19 protein-coding genes are annotated in these 17,464 nt (G+C 68.1%); 18 read left to right on the top strand and 1 reads right to left on the bottom strand.

Annotated elements, in window-relative coordinates:
- Positions 1-30 precede the first annotated feature (30 nt).
- From AC3WLE_RS18225 to AC3WLE_RS18235, 3 genes are read left to right on the top strand one after another with little or no spacing between them, the layout of a single operon-like run.
- Positions 31-819, top strand: coding sequence for a citryl-CoA lyase (locus AC3WLE_RS18225; RefSeq protein ID WP_492320989.1), 789 nt, complete (start codon positions 31-33; stop codon positions 817-819).
- The gene (locus AC3WLE_RS18230) at positions 816-2,468 is read left to right on the top strand and encodes a class I adenylate-forming enzyme family protein (protein WP_492320990.1); all 1,653 of its coding nucleotides are present in this window, start codon (positions 816-818) and stop codon (positions 2,466-2,468) included. The genes AC3WLE_RS18225 and AC3WLE_RS18230 overlap by 4 nt, the downstream gene beginning before the upstream one ends.
- Before the next feature lie 22 nt (positions 2,469-2,490).
- Positions 2,491-3,330, top strand: a complete 840-nt coding sequence (locus AC3WLE_RS18235) for a dioxygenase family protein (RefSeq protein ID WP_492357052.1) — start codon at positions 2,491-2,493, stop codon at positions 3,328-3,330.
- Positions 3,331-3,348: 18 nt separating this feature from the next.
- On the opposite strand, the gene AC3WLE_RS18240 is transcribed toward AC3WLE_RS18235, so the two are convergent.
- A complete protein-coding gene (locus AC3WLE_RS18240) occupies positions 3,349-4,203 on the bottom strand; it encodes an IclR family transcriptional regulator domain-containing protein (RefSeq protein WP_492320992.1) in 855 nt (284 codons plus the stop codon).
- Positions 4,204-4,286: 83 nt separating this feature from the next.
- On the opposite strand from AC3WLE_RS18240, the gene AC3WLE_RS18245 reads away from it, so the two are divergent.
- The 15 genes from AC3WLE_RS18245 to AC3WLE_RS18315 all read left to right on the top strand — a co-directional run bounded on the left by AC3WLE_RS18245 (position 4,287) and on the right by AC3WLE_RS18315 (position 17,153).
- Complete coding sequence (locus AC3WLE_RS18245; RefSeq protein WP_010808952.1) at positions 4,287-5,174, top strand: LysR family transcriptional regulator; 888 nt, start codon at positions 4,287-4,289, stop codon at positions 5,172-5,174.
- A gap of 121 nt (positions 5,175-5,295) precedes the next feature.
- Complete coding sequence (locus AC3WLE_RS18250) at positions 5,296-6,507, top strand: CaiB/BaiF CoA transferase family protein (protein WP_492320994.1); 1,212 nt, start codon at positions 5,296-5,298, stop codon at positions 6,505-6,507.
- A 38-nt stretch (positions 6,508-6,545) separates the two neighbouring features.
- Positions 6,546-7,490 carry a hydroxymethylglutaryl-CoA lyase gene (locus AC3WLE_RS18255; RefSeq protein WP_492357051.1) on the top strand — a complete coding sequence of 315 codons (945 nt, stop codon included), beginning with the start codon at positions 6,546-6,548 and terminating at the stop codon, positions 7,488-7,490.
- A gap of 37 nt (positions 7,491-7,527) precedes the next feature.
- Entirely contained in the window at positions 7,528-8,943 is a 1,416-nt protein-coding gene (gene leuC / locus AC3WLE_RS18260; protein ID WP_492320996.1) for a 3-isopropylmalate dehydratase large subunit, read from the top strand.
- Between the two features lie 21 nt (positions 8,944-8,964).
- Positions 8,965-9,603, top strand: a complete 639-nt coding sequence (leuD, locus tag AC3WLE_RS18265; protein WP_011614948.1) for a 3-isopropylmalate dehydratase small subunit — start codon at positions 8,965-8,967, stop codon at positions 9,601-9,603.
- A 67-nt stretch (positions 9,604-9,670) separates the two neighbouring features.
- Positions 9,671-10,663, top strand: coding sequence for a Bug family tripartite tricarboxylate transporter substrate binding protein (locus AC3WLE_RS18270; RefSeq protein ID WP_492320998.1), 993 nt, complete (start codon positions 9,671-9,673; stop codon positions 10,661-10,663).
- Positions 10,664-10,673: 10 nt separating this feature from the next.
- Positions 10,674-11,591 carry an NAD(P)-dependent oxidoreductase gene (locus AC3WLE_RS18275; protein WP_492351775.1) on the top strand — a complete coding sequence of 306 codons (918 nt, stop codon included), beginning with the start codon at positions 10,674-10,676 and terminating at the stop codon, positions 11,589-11,591.
- Positions 11,592-11,628: 37 nt separating this feature from the next.
- A complete protein-coding gene (locus tag AC3WLE_RS18280; protein ID WP_492357050.1) occupies positions 11,629-12,783 on the top strand; it encodes an ABC transporter substrate-binding protein in 1,155 nt (384 codons plus the stop codon).
- Positions 12,784-12,812: 29 nt separating this feature from the next.
- Positions 12,813-13,700 (top strand): branched-chain amino acid ABC transporter permease, encoded by an 888-nt coding sequence (locus AC3WLE_RS18285; RefSeq protein ID WP_492357049.1) that lies wholly within the window; start codon positions 12,813-12,815, stop codon positions 13,698-13,700.
- A gap of 2 nt (positions 13,701-13,702) precedes the next feature.
- Entirely contained in the window at positions 13,703-14,650 is a 948-nt protein-coding gene (locus tag AC3WLE_RS18290; protein WP_492321002.1) for a branched-chain amino acid ABC transporter permease, read from the top strand.
- Positions 14,647-15,453: an ABC transporter ATP-binding protein gene (locus AC3WLE_RS18295; protein WP_492321003.1), complete on the top strand. Its 807-nt coding sequence runs from the start codon at positions 14,647-14,649 to the stop codon at positions 15,451-15,453. Before AC3WLE_RS18290 ends, AC3WLE_RS18295 begins: the two co-directional genes overlap by 4 nt.
- A 2-nt stretch (positions 15,454-15,455) precedes the next feature.
- A complete protein-coding gene (locus tag AC3WLE_RS18300) occupies positions 15,456-16,175 on the top strand; it encodes an ABC transporter ATP-binding protein (RefSeq protein ID WP_492321004.1) in 720 nt (239 codons plus the stop codon).
- The gene (locus AC3WLE_RS18305) at positions 16,168-16,608 is read left to right on the top strand and encodes a nuclear transport factor 2 family protein (protein WP_492357048.1); all 441 of its coding nucleotides are present in this window, start codon (positions 16,168-16,170) and stop codon (positions 16,606-16,608) included. Before AC3WLE_RS18300 ends, AC3WLE_RS18305 begins: the two co-directional genes overlap by 8 nt.
- 23 nt (positions 16,609-16,631) lie before the next feature.
- Positions 16,632-16,940, top strand: a complete 309-nt coding sequence (locus AC3WLE_RS18310) for a YciI family protein (protein WP_492321006.1) — start codon at positions 16,632-16,634, stop codon at positions 16,938-16,940.
- Positions 16,941-16,970: 30 nt separating this feature from the next.
- Positions 16,971-17,153: a hypothetical protein gene (locus AC3WLE_RS18315; protein ID WP_492321054.1), complete on the top strand. Its 183-nt coding sequence runs from the start codon at positions 16,971-16,973 to the stop codon at positions 17,151-17,153.
- The last annotated feature ends 311 nt before the right edge of the window (positions 17,154-17,464 follow it).

The raw sequence follows: 17,464 nt of genomic DNA on the forward strand, positions 1-17,464 counted from the left end.
ATTGCGCGTAGCGCAAAAATAGGAGACAACGTGACGGATGCCAAACGCACCGGCCACACCGCCATTGCCCATGTGAATCTCCACGGGGTGTCGGTGCATGGCAAGGATCTCAGCCAGGAACTGATCGGCAAGATCGGCTTTACGGCCTACTTTCTGTTCCTGCTTACCGGCCGCCAGCCGGACGAAAAGCTGGTGGCCATCACCGATGCCTGCCTGGTCGCCATTGCCGAACACGGACTGGTGCCGTCGGTGCAGGCCGCGCGCATGACGCTCGCCGCCGCCCCCGACGCCCTGCAGGGCGCGGTGGCCGCGGGCGTGCTGGGCTGCGGCTCGGTCATCCTGGGGGCCTCGGAAACCGCCGGGCAGATGCTGGCGCAAGTGCTGGCCGGCCGCGACGCCGGCACGCTGGCAGACAGCGCGCACGCGGTGGTGCGGGCCTTGCGGCAGGCACGGCAGCCGCTGCCGGGCTTTGGCCACCCCACGCACAAGCAGGGCGATCCGCGTGCGCACCGCCTGCTGGCGTTCGCGCGTGAACTCGGCATCGCGGGCGACCACGTCGCCGCGCTCGAGGCGGTGGCCGCGGCGGTTCCCGAGCACTACAGCAAGGCCTTGCCGCTCAATGTGTCGGGCGCGATCCCCGCGGTGCTGCTCGATGCCGGCTATCCCGCCAGCGCGCTCAAGGGTGTGCCGATGCTGGCCCGCGTGGCGAGCCTGATCGCCCACCTGCAGGAAGAGCGTGCGCAACCCATCGGCTTTATCCTGGCCGACGCCGCCGAACACGCCATCACTTACAGCGCCGCGCCGGCGCAAGCATCATGAAGCCGCCCGCACTCCCTGCCGGCGACGCGCTGGTGGCGCCGCTCGATGTGCTCAGGCAGTACCGCGCCCACGATGCCACACTCACTGGTTTCCTTGCCGCCCGCGTGGCGGCGCACCCGGCCAAGCCGGCGCTTGTGTTCGAGGGCGAGACCTGGAGCTATCGCCAGCTCGACCAACGGATCGCCCTCACCGCGGACTGGCTGGCGCAGGCGATGCAAGTCCGCCCCGGCGACCGTGTCGGCGTGCTCTCGACCAACCATCCGTCCACCGTGGTGCTGATGTTCGCGCTGGCCCGTATCGGCGCGACCATGGTGCCGGCCAATCCCGAATACCGGCTCGACGAGGCGCTGTACGTATTCCGGCACGCGCAGGTCTGCGGCCTGGTCTGCGCGCCCGGCACGCTCGCAACCGGCGCGGCCGTGGCCGCGGACCTGGGCGGTGACGTCTGGCTGCGCGCCAACGAGGATGGCGATCACGGCGTGCCGACGCTGGCCGCGTCGATCGCGGCGCATGCGGTGCAGCCGGCCAACGCTGCGCCGGGCGTCGACAGCGACCGCAGCACCGCCCTGATCATCTACACCTCAGGCACCACCGGCTTTCCCAAGGGCGCCATGCACAGCCATCGCGGCTACGTGCTGACGGCCGAGGCCTTTGTCGGCCGCCTGCACTTGCAGCCGGACGAGCGCGTGATGTGCGTGATGCCGCTGTTCCATATCAATGCATTGATGTATTCGGTGGGCGGGGCGCTGGCCTGCGGCGGCTGCCTGGTGCTGATGCGCCGCTTCTCGGCGTCGTCGTTCTGGCGCTTCGCGGCCGAGAGCGGCGCGACCGAGGTCAATCTGGTGGCTGCTGCCGGCAGCATCCTGGCGCGGCGCCCGCGCGCGGAATTCGTGCCGGGCCATCGCATCACCAAGATGTTCATTGCGCCGCAGACCCAGGAGATGGTGCGGGTGATGAAGCAGGAATTCCACGTGCCGCGCCTGATCGAGTGCTACGGCATGACGGAAATCCCCGGCGTCATCGCCAATCCGTTCAACGGCCCGCACAAGCTCGGCACCATGGGACTGATCTCGCCGCACCCGGACCCGGCCGTGCCGGTGCCCGAGGCGCGCATCGTCGACGACGACGGCCACGACGTGGCACCCGGCGCCGCGGGCGAACTGCTGATCCGCACCCCGACGCTGATGCAGGGCTACTACCGCGACGCCGCGCAGACCGAGGCCGCGTTCCGCGACGGCTGGTTTGCCACCGGCGACCTGGTGCGCCAGGACAGTGATGGCTACTACGTCTTCGTCGCACGCAAGAAGGACGTGATCCGCCGCAAGGGCGAGAACGTGTCCGGCGCCGAGCTCGACCGGATCTTCGGCGAGCACCCCGCAGTCGAGGAAGCGGCGGCCATCGGCGTGCCGGCGGACCTGGGCGAAGAAGAGATCCTGCTGGCGGTGCAGTTCCGTCCGGGGCAGTCGGTCGAGCCGGGCGAGTTGCTCGCCTGGGCTCGGGACCGGCTGGCCGTGCACAAGCTGCCGCGCTATGTCGTCGCCGTGGATGCCATTCCGCACACCCCGACGCACAAGCCGGCCAAGCACAAGCTGAAAGCGGATGGAACCCTGTTCGCCCGCGCCATCGACATGGCCGCCGCCGGCCACTGACACAGAATCACCGGAGACAACGATGAACAACCCCGACAACTACACCCTGCAACGCGCCTTCGATGCCATGTGCAGCGATGCGCCCGGCGCGGACCCGGTCCTGCAGGCGCAGTTCCGCGTGGCGCTGAAGCACTTCCACGCCATGCTGGACGAACTCAAGCTGACCGACCAGCAGCTCTACCGGATCGCCACCTGGATGGGCAAGGTGGCCCAGCAGGATGAGCTGATCATGCTGTGCGACATGATGGGGCTGACCATGCGCGCGCTGGACCTGGCACGCACCGATGACCACGCCACGCCGCAGAACGTGACCGGCCCGTTCCCCAAGGACGAGATCGCCGAAGGCTCCAACCCGTGCCATATCGCCACCGACGACGAGCCTGGCCAGCGGCTAGAGGTGCGCGGCCGCGTGCTGGATGCCGCCACCGGCACGCCGGTACCGGGCGCGATGATGATCGTATGGCAGCCCAACCAGTTCGGCCGCTATGAGAACGAAGACGACTCGCAGTCCGAAGACAACCTGCGCGGCAAGCTGCGTTGCGAGGCGGATGGCAGCTTCCAGGTGTTCACCATCCGCCCGGGTGGCTACATCATCGGGCGCGAGGATACCGAAGTGGGCGTGTTGATGAAGCGGCTGGGCCGCAACCGGCAGCGCGCGCCGCACATCCACTACCGGGTGATGCAGCCGGGCTACCGGACGCTGACGTCGCAGCTGTATTTCGCCGGTGATCCGGCCAATCCGGTCGACTGCATCTTCTCGACCATCGACGACCACATCGTCGACGCGCTGCCGCACCCGGAGCGCGACGGCTACCAGCTGGTCAACCTGGATATCGTGCTGCAGCCTGAAGCGGCGCAGTAAGCCGGCGCGCGAGGCGGTTCAGGAGGCGGCGGTAATGGAGTGCGCCAGCGCCGGCGCGCGCCGGATCGCCGCCTCGATCGACGCGGCGGCTTCGCGCAGCGCCGGCAGCCGGGTGGCGACCAGTTCGTCGGGGCTGGTGCGCTCGGTTTCGGTGGAGCAGTTGATGGCGGCGATCACGCGCTGTTGCGGGTCGCGCACCGGCACGGCGATCGACAGCACGCCCAGCTCCAGCTGGCTGTCCTGGATGGCATAGCCCTGCTCGAGCGCGCGTGCCAGCGCCGCGCGCAGCGCGTCGGCATCGCTGAGCGTCAGCGGGGTGAATTTCTGGAATGGCGCCTTGTCGAGGATCTTGTTCTGCTGGGCCTTGGGCGCGTGCGCCAGCAAGGCCAGGCCAAGGGAGGTGCAATGGACCGGCAGCCGGTAACCCACCGAAGCGCGGAAGGCGATGCGCCTGCGGCTGGGCACATGTGCCAGGTAGACCACGCTGTCGCCGTCGAGGATGGCAAGCGAGACCGAATCGCGGAAGCGCTCGGCCACCTCCTGCAGGAACGGCTGCACGATGTCGCGCAGGTTCATCGAGCTGAGGAAGGCGGCGCCCAGCGACAGCACCTTGGGCAGCAGCACGAAGCGGCGGCCGTTGGCGCCGATATAGCCCAGCGCCTGCAGCGTCAGCAGCGCGCGGCGTGCGGTCGCGGGCGTCATGCCGGTGGCCTGCGCCACTTCGCTCAGCGTCAGTTCCGGCGTGGTCTCGGTAAAGGCCTGGATCACCGCCAGGCCCCGCGCCAGCGCCGCGACGTAGTCGCGGTGGCCTTCCTCGAGCTTCGGCGGAGTGTCGTTGTCGACGGGGGCGGATGGTTTGGCGGCGGAGGTCATGACCGCATTTTAGCTGCAACAGACCGCCTGCAACACAAGGACCGGGGCCACCGCAGGCCACCGGATCCGGGAGACACCGCATCATGAGACTCGACCCCACTTCGCTGCGCCTGTTTGTCGCCGTGGCCGAAACCGGCTCCATCGCCGCGGCGGCGGAGCACGCGCACCTCGCCGCGGCCGCGGTCAGCAAGCGCGTGAGCGAACTGGAGCAGGGGCTGGGCACGGCCTTGCTGATGCGCAGCAACAAGGGCGTGCAGCCGACCATGGCCGGGATGGAGCTGGCGCACCTGGCGCGCGGCGTGCTGCACAACCTGGATGACATCCTGGTGCGCATGCGCGACTACGGCGGCGGCTTGCGCGGGCAGGTGAGGGTGATGGCCAATATCTCGGCCATCACGCAGTTCCTGCCGGCGCAGCTCAAGTCGTTCCTGGCCGAGTACCCGCTGATCGACGTGCACCTGGAAGAGCGCGTCAGCACCGCCATCGTGCGCGCGGTGGCCGAGAATGCCGCGGACATCGGCATCTTCACCGCGGGTGCGGTGGGTGCGGAACTGGAGACGTTCCCCTACCGGCGCGACGAACTGGTCGTGGTGGTGCCCGGCGCGCATCCGCTGGCCGGGCGGCACTCGGTGACCATCCGCGAGGCCTTCGACTACGACTTTGTCAGCCTGCACGCAGGCAGCCAGATCCACCTGCAGCTGGCCAAGGCCGCCAGCGAGGCGGGCCGCGTGTTCAAGCCGCGCATCCACGTGCCCGGCTACGACGCGCTGTGCCTGATGGTGCAGGCGGGACTGGGCCTGGGGATCCTGCCCAGGTCCAGCGCCGGGCCTTACCAGCAGACCCTTGGCATCCGCACCGTCGCGCTCGATGAAGCGTGGGCCGCGCGCCAGCTGGTGATCGGCGTGCGTGCGTATGAGGGCCTGTCCGCGGTGGCGCGGCTGCTGGTGGACCGGCTGCGCGAGGACGAATAGCGCGCCAGCGCTGCCATCGTTTTTCGCGATGGCGGGCTCGCCAATGGTTGCTTTACCGTGCGCGCGGGTTCTTCCAATCTTGCATCACAGACCACCGTATCCACAGGAGCAGCAAACCGCCATGGCTAACGAAGCGAACAACGGAACGATGCCGCTGCAGGGCGTCCGCGTGATCGAACTCGGCTCGCTGATCGCAGGCCCGTATGCGGGCGGACTGCTCGCGCAGTTCGGCGCCGAAGTGCTGAAGATCGAATCGCCCAAGGACGGCGACCCGCTGCGCAAGTGGCGCAAGCTGTATGAAGGCACCTCGCTCTGGTGGTATAGCCAGAGCCGCAACAAGAAGTCGCTGACGCTGGACCTGCGTTCGGCGCAGGGCCAGGAGATCGTGCGCAAGCTGGTCACCGAAGCCGATATCGTGATCGAGAACTTCCGCCCCGGCACGCTCGAGAAATGGGGCCTGGGCTGGGAAGACCTGCGCAAGGTGAACCCCGCGCTGGTCATGGTGCGCATCTCCGGCTACGGCCAGACCGGTCCCTACAAGGACCGCCCCGGCTTTGCCGCGATTGCCGAATCGATGGGCGGGCTGCGCTATGTCAGCGGCTATCCCGACCGGCCGCCGGTGCGCTCGGGCGTGAGCATCGGCGACACCCTGGCGTCGCTGTATGGCGTCATCGGCGCCTTGCTGGCCATGCACCACCTGCGCGCCAACCAGGGCGAAGGGCAGTTTGTCGACGTGGCGCTCTATGAGTCGGTGTTTGCCGTGATGGAGAGCCTGGTGCCGGAGTACGCCAAGTTCGGCCACGTGCGCGAGCGTTCGGGCGCCAGCCTGCCGGGCATCTCGCCGTCGAATACCTATCCGTGCCAGGACGGCCAGTACGTGATCATCGCCGGCAACGGCGACGCCATCTTCCGGCGCTTCATGGCCGCCATCGGCCGCGACGACCTGGGCCAAGACCCGCGCCTGGCGCACAACGACGGGCGCGTGCAGCACAACGCCATGCTCGACGACGCCATCACCGCGTGGACTTCCGCGCATGACCTCGACACGGTGCTGGCAACGCTGGAAGCCGCGGCCGTGCCCTGCGGAAAGATCTACACCGCGGCGGAGATCAGCAGCGACGCGCACTACCGCGCGCGCGACATGATCGAGCCGCACCAGTTGCCCGATGGCTCGCCGCTGGAGCTGTCCGGCATCGTGCCCAAGCTCAGCGCAACGCCTGGGCGCACCAGGTGGATCGGCCCCGAACTGGGCCAGCACACCGAAGAGATCCTGGCGGGCATCGGCATTGCCGGCGATGAGTTGCGCGCGCTGCGCGCCGCCGGCGTGGTCTGAGGCCCGCCCCCTACGAAAAGGAAAGAAAGGAAAGAACCATGTGGCTTCCTAATGCCCCCCGGCGCGTGCGCATCAATGAAGTGTCCGTGCGCGACGGCTTCCAGATCGAGCCTGAATTCGTCCCCACCGAACAGAAGATCGCGCTGATCGACTGCCTCTCGGAAACCGGCCTGGCCAGGATCGAGATCACCTCCTTTGTCTCGCCCAAGGCGATCCCGAACCTGCGCGATGCCGAGGCGGTCGCGAAAGGCATCCGCCGCCATCCGGGCGTGGTCTACACCGCGCTGGTGCCCAATGCGCGCGGCTGCGAGCGCGCACTGGAGTGCGATCTCGACGAGATCAACCTGGTGATGTCGGCCAGCGAGACGCACAACCTGGCCAATATGCGCATGACCTGCGAACAGTCGCTTGAGCAGTTCCGCGGCGTGATGCAGCTGGCTCAGTCGGCCGATCTGGCTGTCAGCGGCTGCGTGGCGACCGCGTTCGGCTGCCCGTTCGAAGGCGAGATCGCGCCGGAACGGGTGAAGTGGGCCGCGGGCCGCTACCTGGAACTGGGCATGGACAGCATCACGCTGGCCGATACCACCGGCATGGCCGACCCGCGCCAGGTGAGCAAGCTGGTCGAGGCGTTCCTGCGCTGGTTCCCGGGCGTGCCGCTGACACTGCATTTCCACAACACGCGCGGCATGGGCCTGGCCAATGTGCTGGCCGGTCTGGCGGCGGGCGTGGACAGTTTCGATGCGTCGCTGGGCGGGCTGGGCGGCTGCCCCTTTGCGCCGGGCGCGACCGGCAATATCTGCACGGAAGACCTGGTGCACATGCTGGAGTCTTCCGGCATCGACACCGGTGTCGACCTGGACCGGCTGCTTGGCGCGGCGCGCGAGCTGCCGGCGCTGGTCGGACACGATATTTCCGGGCAGGTGGTCAAGGCCGGCAAGAGCACCGAGCTGCATCCGGTGCCTGAGTGGGTGGGCGCAAGGTAACCCGCATCCGCCACGAGAAATACAAGGAGAGACCCCCATGACTGAACCCGACCGCCCGGCGAGCCTGCTCGACAAGCTCTGGGCCAGCCACGTGATCCACCAGGAGCCGGACGGACCCGCGCTGATCTATATCGACCGCCACCTGGTCAACGAGGTGACCAGCCCGCAGGCCTTCGAAGGCCTGCGCCTGAACGCGCGCAAGGTGTGGCGCGCCGCTTCCGTGCTGGCAACGGCCGACCACAACGTGCCGACCACCGCGCGCAAGCTGGGCATTGCCGATCCCGTCAGCCGCGCGCAGGTCGAGGCCCTGGACCAGAACTGCGCAGACACCGGCATCGTCAACTTCGGCATGGACGATCCGCGCCAGGGCATCCTGCACGTGGTCGGTCCGGAGCGCGGCGCCACCTTGCCCGGCATGAGCATTGCCTGCGGCGACTCGCACACGTCCACGCACGGCGCGTTCGCGGCATTCGCTTTCGGCATCGGCACCTCTGAAGTCGAGCAGGTGCTGGCTGCGCAATGCCTGTGGATGAAGAAGCCCAGGTCGATGCTGGTGCGGGTGGAGGGCGAGCTGCCCCGTGGCGTGTCCGCCAAGGACATCGCGCTGGCGCTGATCGGCCGCATCGGCACCGCCGGCGCCACCGGTCACGTGATCGAGTTTGCCGGCAGCACGATCCGCGGCCTCAGCATGGAGGCGCGCATGACCGTGTGCAACATGGCGATCGAAGCGGGCGCGCGCGCCGGCATGGTGGCGGTGGATGAAACCACGCTGGCCTACCTGGACGGTCGCCCGCAGGCACCGGCCGGTGCGATGTGGGACGCCGCCACCGGCTACTGGCGCACGCTGCGCAGCGATCCGGGCGCCGCCTTCGATGCCGTGGTGGAGCTGGATGCCACCGCGATCCGCCCGCATGTGACCTGGGGCACCTCGCCGGAAATGGTGGTGGCCGTCGGCGAGCGCATTCCCGATCCGCGCGACGAGCGCGACCCGGTGCGGCGCAAGAGCATCGAGCAGGCGCTGGACTACATGGGCCTGCTGCCGAATACGCCGATCGAGGCGGTCGCGCTGGACAAGGTATTCATCGGCTCATGCACCAATGCGCGCCTGGAAGACCTGCGCGCCGCGGCGGCGGTGCTGCGCGGGCGCCATGTCTCGCCGCGCATCAGGCAGGCGCTGGTGGTGCCGGGCTCCGGGCTGGTCAAGTCGCAGGCCGAGGCCGAGGGGCTGGACCAGGTGTTCATCGCCGCCGGCTTCGAATGGCGCGAACCGGGCTGTTCGATGTGCCTGGGCATGAACGATGACCGCCTGGCGGCCGGCGAGCGCTGCGCTTCCACTTCTAACCGCAACTTCGAAGGCAGGCAGGGGCCGGGCGGGCGCACCCACCTGGTCAGCCCGCAGATGGCGGCCGCGGCCGCGGTGGCGGGCCACTTCATCGATGTGCGTTCGCTGTAGACCACCGGAGGAAACCGAGCAATGAGAGCCTTTACCACGCTGGACGGCCTGGTGGCGCCGCTGGACCGAGCCAATGTCGATACCGACGCCATCCTGCCCAAGCAGTTCCTGAAGTCGATCCGGCGCAGCGGCTTCGGCCCCTACCTGTTCGACGACTGGCGCTACCTCGACCACGGCGAGCCCGGACAGGACTGCAGCAGCCGGCCCCTCAACCCGGATTTCGTGCTGAACCAGCCGCGCTACCGCGGCGCCTCGATCCTGCTGGCGCGCGAGAACTTCGGTTGCGGCTCATCGCGCGAACATGCGCCGTGGGCGCTGGAGGACTTCGGCCTGCGCGCGCTGATCGCGCCCAGCTTTGCTGACATCTTCTACAACAACTGCCTGAAGAACGGCCTGCTGCCGATCGTCGCGGCGCCGGACGTGGTCGAGCGCCTGTTCGCCGAGACCGCGGCCACGCCGGGCTACCGGCTGCAGGTGGACCTCGCCGCGCTGCAGGTGGTGACGCCGTCGGGTGAGGCCATTGCCTTCACGCTGGATCCGTTCAAGCAGCACTGCCTGCTGAACGGCCTGGACGATATCGCGCTGGCGCTGCGCCATGCCGGGCAGATCCGGGATTACGAACAGGCGCGGCGGCAATTGGAGCCCTGGCTCTTTGACTGAATGATCCCCTGACGGCAGCCGGCCGTCCGAGCCGGCACCGTCGACACAGACAATGGATGGAGACCTTATGTCCTGGCAATTTCATACGATTCACGCGCTGCGTGCCGCAGCCTTCGGCCTGGCCTGCCTGGCAGGCACGGGCGCCGCACTGGCGCAGACCTATCCCACGCAGCCGATCCGCATGGTGGTGCCTTACGCACCGGGCGGAACCACCGACATCATCGCCAGGCAACTGGCGCAGCGCATGTCTGAGAAGCTGGGCCAGCCGGTGGTGGTGGAAAACAAGAGCGGTGCCAATACCGTGATCGGCGCCGACGCGGTGGCCAAGGCGCAGCCCGACGGCTACACGCTGCTGCTCACCAACGATGCCACCTTCGTGCTCAACCCGGTGGTGCTGCCGTCGGTGTCGTACAACGTCGCGCGCGACTTTGCCCCGGTGGCAACGATCGGCTACGTGCCGCTGGTCATGGCCGTCTCGGGCAGCCTGCCGGTGGACAGCGTCAAGGACCTGGCCGCGTATGCCAAGGGCCGCCCGCAAGCCCTCAGCTACGGCTCGTTCGGCAGCGGCAGCCAGCCGCACCTGATGGGCGCGCTGTTCAACAAGCTGGCCGGCACCGACCTGGTCCACGTGCCGTACAAGGGCTCGGCGCCGGCGGTGGCAGACGTCGTCGGCGGCCAGATCCTGATGACCTTCCCGGCGCTGCCGACGATCCAGAGCTTTGTTGCGGCAAAGAAGCTCAAGGTGCTCGCCGTCAGCGGCGACAAGCGCACGCGCGCGCTGCCGCAGGTGCCGACCTTTGCCGAAGCCGGCTACAAGGACATGGATATCTCGGCCGTCTACGGCGTGCTGGCCCCGGCCAAGGTGCCGCGCGCAGTGGTCGACAAGCTGAATGCCACCATCCGCGAGATCCTGGACGACAAGGACTTCGTCGAGAAGCACTTCGCCGCGCAGGGGATGGTGCCGATGAAGCTGAGCCCGGCGCAGTTCTCGCAGTACATCGAGACGCAGACCCGCCAGACCCGCAAGCTGGTCGAGCTGTCCGGCGTCAGGGTCGAGTAGGGGGCGGGCCATGACCAACACAAGCAACGCACACACGGTGCAATCACCGCGGCTTGGATGGATCGGCGTTGGCGCCATGGGCCGGCCGATGTGCCTGAACCTGCTGAAAGCCGGCTACCTGCTCAAGGTCTTCGACCGTGTGCCGGCGCAGTGCGAGGCGGTGGCCGCTGCCGGGGCCGCGGTGGCGCCGTCCGCGCAGGCACTGGTGGCGGAATCCGATGTGGTGTTCTCGACGATCTTCGACGATGGCGGGCTGCGCGACCTGTTCCTGGCCCCTGGCGGCGTTGCCGGGGCCGCAACGGCGGACAAGGTCTTTGTCGACATGAGCACGGTCTCGCCCGACGCCTCGGCCGAGGTGGCCGCCGCGCTCGTGCAGCGCGGCGCCGCTTTTCTGCGCGCGCCGGTGTCGGGCACGGTATCGCTGGCGGCCAGCGCGCAGCTGAGCTGCTTCGTGTCCGGGCCGCGGCCGGCCTTCGACGCGGTGCAACCCATTCTGGCGTGCCTGACCGCGCGCCAGTCCTACGTGGGCGGCGCGGACGAGGCCCGCGTCATCAAGCTGATGATCAACATGATGGTGTTCATGAGCACCGCGGTGATCGGCGAAGGGCTGGCATTCGGCGCGCGCGCCGGGCTGGACCGCGCGCTGATGGTCGATGCGATCAACGACAGCATCGTCGGCAGCGCCCACTACCGCACCAAGGCAGAGCAGCTCAAGCAGCGCGACTACGCCGCCGTCGGCCCGATCTCGCTGGTGGTGAAGGACCTCGACCTGGCATTGGCGGTGGCCCGCGACAACGCGGTCGCGCTGCCGATGTCGTCGCTGGTGCGGCAATACCTGGCGCTGATGCAGCAGCGCCGGCAGGACCATCTCGACATCGCCGCGCTGGCCGATGTGCTCGAGTGGGCAGGCGAGCCCGGCGCAGTGTAATCGGGCCAACCCGATAGCTATAAAGAAGGATGGAGACATGAAACACAACCCGATCACCCGGGCGCCACGCGCCCTGTTCGTCGCCGCCGGGCTTGCCCTGGCCCTGGCGATGCCGCCGGTGCTGGCCCAGGGCAAGCCCGGCGCCGAACCGGTCCGCATCGGCGGCCTGTTCTCGATCACCGGCGGCCTTGCCGCCGTGGGCCAGGCCGAGCGCGAAGGCGCGCTGCTGGCGCAGAAGGTCGTCAATGCCCGTGGGGGCATTGGCGGGCGGCCGCTGGAAATGATTGTCGAAGACGACGGCTCCAGCCCGGATTCCGCCGTCGCCAAGGCGAACGCGCTGCTCCATACGCACAAGGTTCGCGCCATCGTCGGGCCATCGGGCATTGCACAGACGGTTGCAATCGGCAGCATCACACAGGCGCAGAAGGTGCCCCTGTTCTCGTTCTCGGGACTGGGGCCCGCGGTGGAGCGTGAACGCCACTGTGTGTTCCACCTGACGCCGTCGCAGGAGCTCAACGCGCGTGCCGTGCTGGCCTATGCGCGCGACAACGGCTTGAAGCGCGTCGGCGTGCTGCATGACTCGGGCTACGGGCAGGTGGTATGGACCAGCCTGAAGACGCTGGACCGCGAGTACGGCGTCAGCTTCATACAGGTGGAGAAGTTCGAGATCGCCGCCACCGATGTCACCACCCAGGCGGCCAAGATCAAGGCGGCCACGCCGGATGCGATCATCGTCATCTCGACCTCGCCCGCGCCGTTCCGCAACGTGCGCCAGCTGAAGGTCGGCGTTCCCATCATCTCCGTGCATGGCACGGCTACCTACGAGACCGTCAAGGCCATGGGCGAGGCCGCGGACAACATCATCCATCCCGAGTTCATCGTGTCCGAAGACCCGCTGCCCGGGCAGAAGGAATTTGTCGAGACCTTCCGCAAGGAGTACGGCAAGCTGCCCAAGCATTTCTCGGCGGTGGGCTGGGATGCGGTCATGGCCCTGGCCGCGGGCCTGAAGGCGGCCGGTGCCGATGCGCCGGGCGACAAGCTGTGCAGCGCGTTGCGCCGGCCTTACCAGGGCGTCACCAGCGGCTACGACTTCGCCGCGCCCGATATGGGCGGCATGACGCTGGCCGGCTTCACGTACTCGAAGCTGCAGAAGGGCCAGTTCGAGCGGCTGCCCTACAAGGCCAAACCATAGCCTGCGACGGTCGCGGGAAAGGAGCTGGTATGTCCACCACCCTCGTATTCCAGGCGATCCTGTCCGGGATCACCAATGGCTTTGTCTACGCGCTGATCGGCGTGGGCATGGCCATCATCTTCAAGGGCACGCGCATCGTCAATGCGATGCAGGGCGAGTTCGCGGTGATCGGCGCGCTGGTGGCGGTGTTCGCGCTGAAGGCGCTGGGCCTGCCATATGCGTTGGCGATTGCCGGCGGCATTGCCGCCGGTGCCGCCAGCGGCCTGGCCATCGACGTGCTGTTCGTGCGGCCGATGCTGCACCGCGGCGCCGGCGAAGAGAGCTTCCTGCTGCTGACCATTGGCCTGGCCTTTGCGCTGTCGGCCGCGGCGCTCTACTTCGGCGGCCGGGATTCGCACCTGCTGCCGGCGATTGGCGGGGAGGGGGTGGTGGAGCTGTTCGGCGCCACCACGCCCGTGCATGCGCTGGCGCTGACCGGCATTGCGGTGCTGCTGGTCGGTGCGCTGCGCCTGTTCTACACCAGGACCCTGGCGGGCCTGGCCATGACCGCTGCCTCGCTCGATCCGGATGGCGCCACCACCACCGGCATCAACGTGCGCCGCATGCGCACGTACACGTTCCTGCTCGGCGGCGGGTTCGGCGCGATCGCCGGCGTGCTGGTCACGCCGCTGCTGTCGATGAACTACCAGATGGGCATCGGCCTCACGCTGAAGGGCTTCGCCGCGGCCATTCTCGGCGGCCTGGGCAATCCGCTCGGGGCCGTGGCGGGCGGCCTGCTGCTCGGCCTGGCCGAATCGCTGGCGGTGGTGGGTTTCCCGTCTGGCTATCGCGACGTGATCGCGCTGTCGATCCTGATCGTCATCATGATTCTGCTGCCCAACGGCGTGCTGGGCCGGGCCGGGCGCAAGGGAGGATAACCATGAACCCGTCACGCGCGTTCATCCTGGCTGGCGTGTTGCTGTGGGTGGCGGCCGGGCAGCTGCTGTCGCGGCATCACGTCGATCTGCTCAACTTCGCCGCCATCCTGGCCGTGGGCGGCCTTGGCGTGGGCCTGCTGCTGGGGCAGTGCGGCATCGTCAATCTGGCGCAGGCCTCGTTCTACGGCATCGGCGCATACGCCTCGGCGTACTGCACCACGGCGCTTGGCTGGCCGGCGTTGGCCGGTGCGGCTGCCGGACTGGTCATCAGCGCCGCGCTGGCTGCGGCCATCGGCGTGCCGGTGCTGCGCCTGGGCGGCTTCTTCCTGGCGCTGGCGACGCTGGCGGTGGGAAGCATCGCCAACGTGCTGTTCTTCGAGTGGGACTGGCTGACCGGCGGCACGCTGGGAATCGGCGGCATTCCCAAGCTGTCCTGGTTCGGCTATGTGCTGGACACCCCGGAGCGCTACTACTACTTCGTCTGGCCGCTGCTCGCGGTGCTGCTGTGGCTGGTCGACAACCTGGTCAAGGGCCGCCCGGGCCTGGCCATGCGGGCGATGCGCGATGCCGCGCCGGCGGCGCAGGTGCTGGGCGTGGACATGCACCGGCTGAAGACCTCGATGTTCGTGCTGTCGGCCATGCTGGGCTCGCTGGCCGGAACCTTGTTTGCCCACTACGTGTCGTTCGTCAGCGTGCAGAGCTTTACGGCGGAGCGTTCCATCGTGTTCCTGCTGGTGCCGGTGGTGGCGGGGGCCCGCTCGACCTATGGCGTGATCCTTGGCGCGCTGTTCGTCTCGCTCGTACCGGAACTGCTGAGCGGGCTGGGGGATTTCCACCAGGTGCTGTTCGGCACGGTGCTGGTGCTGGTGGTCACGCTGATGCCCGGCGGGATGATGGGCGGCATCGCTGGTGCGCTGCAGCGCATGCTTGGACTGAAGGAGGCAAGATGAACCATCCCGTTCCTGCTTTTGGCACGGCGCCACAAGCCGTGCGCCCGGCGCAGGCATTGCTGCGCCTCGACGCGGTCGCGCACAGCTTCGGCGGGCTGGAGGTGCTGCGCAATGTCAGCTTCGACGTGCCGGCCGGCCATATCGTCGGCCTGATCGGCCCGAACGGCAGCGGCAAGACCACCTGCTTCAATATCGTCTCCGGCTTCCTGCGCCCGAAGGGGGGCAAGGTGTCGCTCGCGGGGCGGGACATCACCGCCGACACCGTCCAGCAGCGCAGCCGCGCCGGCCTGGTGCGCACCTTCCAGACGCCGCAGGTGTTCGAGCACATGACCGTGCTCGAGAACCTGATGGCAGGCTGCCACAAGGCCACCCACGCGGGCGTGCTGCAGGCGATGCTGCGCACGCCGGCGTCGCGCCGCGAGCTGGCGGCCATGCACGATGCGGCGCTGGCATGTGCCGGGAAATTCGGGCTGGAGCGCTTGCTGCAGCTCCGGGCCGGCACCCTCCCGGCCGGCCAGCGGCGCATCGTCGAACTGGCGCGTGCCTGTATCGGCAATCCGGGACTGCTGTTGCTGGACGAGCCGTCGTCGGGGCTGAACAGCGAAGAGATCGAACTGCTGCGCGCATGGATCGTGCGCCTGCACCAGGAGGGCATGACCATCCTGCTGGTCTCGCACGACATGGGGCTGATGACGATCTGCGGCACGGCCCATGTCCTCTATTACGGTGAAATCATCGCCAGCGGGGCGCTGCACGAGGTGCAGGCCGATCCGCGCGTGCGTGAAGCCTATCTGGGAGTCTGACCATGCTGAACGTGAAAGGCCTGCGCGCCGGTTACGGCGCGGTGCCGGTGCTGCACGATGTCGACATGACGGTCGCGCCGGGCGAGGCGGTGGCGGTGGTGGGCGCCAACGGCGCCGGCAAGACCGCGCTGGTGCGCACGCTGGCCGGCCTGATCCGGCCGATGGCCGGCAGCATCGTCAAGGATGGGGCGGAGATCGGCCATGTCCCCGGGCATCGCCGCTTCAGGCATGGCATCGGCGTAGTGCTGGAAAACCGCAACCTGTTCGCCGAGCTGTCGGTGCGCGACAACCTGCGCCTGGCCGAGCATGCCGGCAAGCGCGCCCGCGGCGGCGCGCTGCGCTACACCTATGACGATGTATGCGATCTGTTTGCGCTGCTGCGCGAACGTGCCGACAGCGCGGTCGGGCTGCTGTCCGGCGGGCAGCAGCAGATGGTGGCGATCGCGCGCGCACTGTTGCTCCAGCCCGACCTGCTGATCATGGATGAACTCACCACCGGCCTGGCGCCCCGCATCGTCAAGGAGATTCTGGCGGTGCTGAACCAGCTGCGCGCGCGTGGGCTGAGCATCTTGCTGGTCGAACAAAGCGTGGCGATCGCCGCGGACATGACGGATCGCGCCTACGTGCTGTCAGTGGGGCGCGTGATCCATGAAGTCCGGCGCGGCGAATGGCAGGCGCTGCTGAACGACAAGACCCTGGTGAAGGCTTACCTTCATGGCTGACCTGGAGACCACGACGATGGCATTGGGCGAACCCGCGGACCTTGCCGCACTCACGCAAGCCGATCAGGCGCGGTATCGCGCCATGCTGTCCGGCGACCTGGCTGCGCTCGATGCCCTGCTGGCTGACGAGCTTTCCTATACGCACTCCTCGGCATTGCGCGAGAGCAAGGCGGAGTACCTTGGCTCGATCCGCAGCGGGCGGGTGCGCTACCTGCATGCGAGCCTGGCGGAGGTGGGGCAGGCGATCTACGGCGACCTGGCCGTGATGCAGGGCAAGGCCCTGCTCAGGGCCGTGGTGGACGGGGCGGAGCGCACGCTCGACAACCGCTTTCTCAGCGTGTGGAGGCGCCATCAGGGCGCATGGCAGATGCTGGCCTGGGCCTCGACGCCGATGCCGGCCGCGAGCGCGCCGCCCGTGCCAGGAGCCTCCTGATGGCAGCATGCGGAGCAGCACCGATGGACCCGGACGACACGTACTTCATCATCCATTGCCTGGACCATGCCGACGCGCTGCCGCGCCGGCTGGCAAGCCATGACGCGCACCGTGCCTACCTGGCCGCGGCGCCTGTCGAATGCGTGCTGCGCGGCCCGCTGATGTCCGACGGGGGTGAGCACATGATCGGTAGCTTGTTCCTGGTCCGGGCAAGGAGCAAGGAGGACGTGATCGCCTTTAACCGGTCCGATCCGTTCTATCAGGCCGGCGTCTGGCAGACGATTCATATCCACCGGTTCCAGCCGAGGTCGGACGTCCTGGATCCGGCTTGAAGCCCGGGCGCGCCTGGCGTGATGCGGGGCATGGATCATGCGGTGAATGGCGACAAGGCCGGCATCCTGGCGCGGCGGACGATGGAATGCATCGACGCCGACCACCAGACCTCGACGTCGAGGGACGGCGCCTGTGTGCGCGAGCACTTCTTCAACACCCGCGAGCTGAAGGCATTGGCCGCGGCTGGTCCGACGACGACATCCAAGCGCTGAACCGCGCTGTCCTGGTGCGGCGATCCGGCCTTCTTGCCAAATCGTCCCTGACATACCGGATTGCGTCGCGGCGCCCGGTATCACGTTAACTGATCCTTCAGATCAGCAAGTTGAATTTCACCTTCGATGAGTATCAGTTCTAACATCATGACCACTGATCCACCGAAGCGAATGCCTTGCATTTTTCGATGACAAATCCAGGTCCGAACCTCTTGCCAGGCAGGCCAGGAGTGTCTGGATCATTACGGAGGCGCCGCCGGCCAATCCGTTCGCGATCCGCTGGCACCCCGTGAGCAGCCGCGATGCCATGG

Source organism: Cupriavidus sp. FW306-1B-F12B (assembly GCF_058781795.1).

Bases quoted from the DNA above. Each gene is read 5' to 3' on its own strand.
- AC3WLE_RS18230 (WP_492320990.1), top strand. From the start codon at position 816: ATGAAGCCGCCCGCACTCCCTGCCGGCGACGCGCTGGTGGCGCCGCTC.
- AC3WLE_RS18235 (WP_492357052.1), top strand. From the start codon at position 2,491: ATGAACAACCCCGACAACTACACCCTGCAACGCGCCTTCGATGCCATG.
- AC3WLE_RS18240 (WP_492320992.1), bottom strand. From the start codon at position 4,203: ATGACCTCCGCCGCCAAACCATCCGCCCCCGTCGACAACGACACTCCG.
- AC3WLE_RS18245 (WP_010808952.1), top strand. From the start codon at position 4,287: ATGAGACTCGACCCCACTTCGCTGCGCCTGTTTGTCGCCGTGGCCGAA.
- AC3WLE_RS18250 (WP_492320994.1), top strand. From the start codon at position 5,296: ATGGCTAACGAAGCGAACAACGGAACGATGCCGCTGCAGGGCGTCCGC.
- AC3WLE_RS18255 (WP_492357051.1), top strand. From the start codon at position 6,546: ATGTGGCTTCCTAATGCCCCCCGGCGCGTGCGCATCAATGAAGTGTCC.
- leuC (WP_492320996.1), top strand. From the start codon at position 7,528: ATGACTGAACCCGACCGCCCGGCGAGCCTGCTCGACAAGCTCTGGGCC.
- leuD (WP_011614948.1), top strand. From the start codon at position 8,965: ATGAGAGCCTTTACCACGCTGGACGGCCTGGTGGCGCCGCTGGACCGA.
- AC3WLE_RS18270 (WP_492320998.1), top strand. From the start codon at position 9,671: ATGTCCTGGCAATTTCATACGATTCACGCGCTGCGTGCCGCAGCCTTC.
- AC3WLE_RS18275 (WP_492351775.1), top strand. From the start codon at position 10,674: ATGACCAACACAAGCAACGCACACACGGTGCAATCACCGCGGCTTGGA.
- AC3WLE_RS18280 (WP_492357050.1), top strand. From the start codon at position 11,629: ATGAAACACAACCCGATCACCCGGGCGCCACGCGCCCTGTTCGTCGCC.
- AC3WLE_RS18285 (WP_492357049.1), top strand. From the start codon at position 12,813: ATGTCCACCACCCTCGTATTCCAGGCGATCCTGTCCGGGATCACCAAT.
- AC3WLE_RS18290 (WP_492321002.1), top strand. From the start codon at position 13,703: ATGAACCCGTCACGCGCGTTCATCCTGGCTGGCGTGTTGCTGTGGGTG.
- AC3WLE_RS18295 (WP_492321003.1), top strand. From the start codon at position 14,647: ATGAACCATCCCGTTCCTGCTTTTGGCACGGCGCCACAAGCCGTGCGC.
- AC3WLE_RS18300 (WP_492321004.1), top strand. From the start codon at position 15,456: ATGCTGAACGTGAAAGGCCTGCGCGCCGGTTACGGCGCGGTGCCGGTG.
- AC3WLE_RS18305 (WP_492357048.1), top strand. From the start codon at position 16,168: ATGGCTGACCTGGAGACCACGACGATGGCATTGGGCGAACCCGCGGAC.
- AC3WLE_RS18310 (WP_492321006.1), top strand. From the start codon at position 16,632: ATGGACCCGGACGACACGTACTTCATCATCCATTGCCTGGACCATGCC.
- AC3WLE_RS18315 (WP_492321054.1), top strand. From the start codon at position 16,971: ATGGATCATGCGGTGAATGGCGACAAGGCCGGCATCCTGGCGCGGCGG.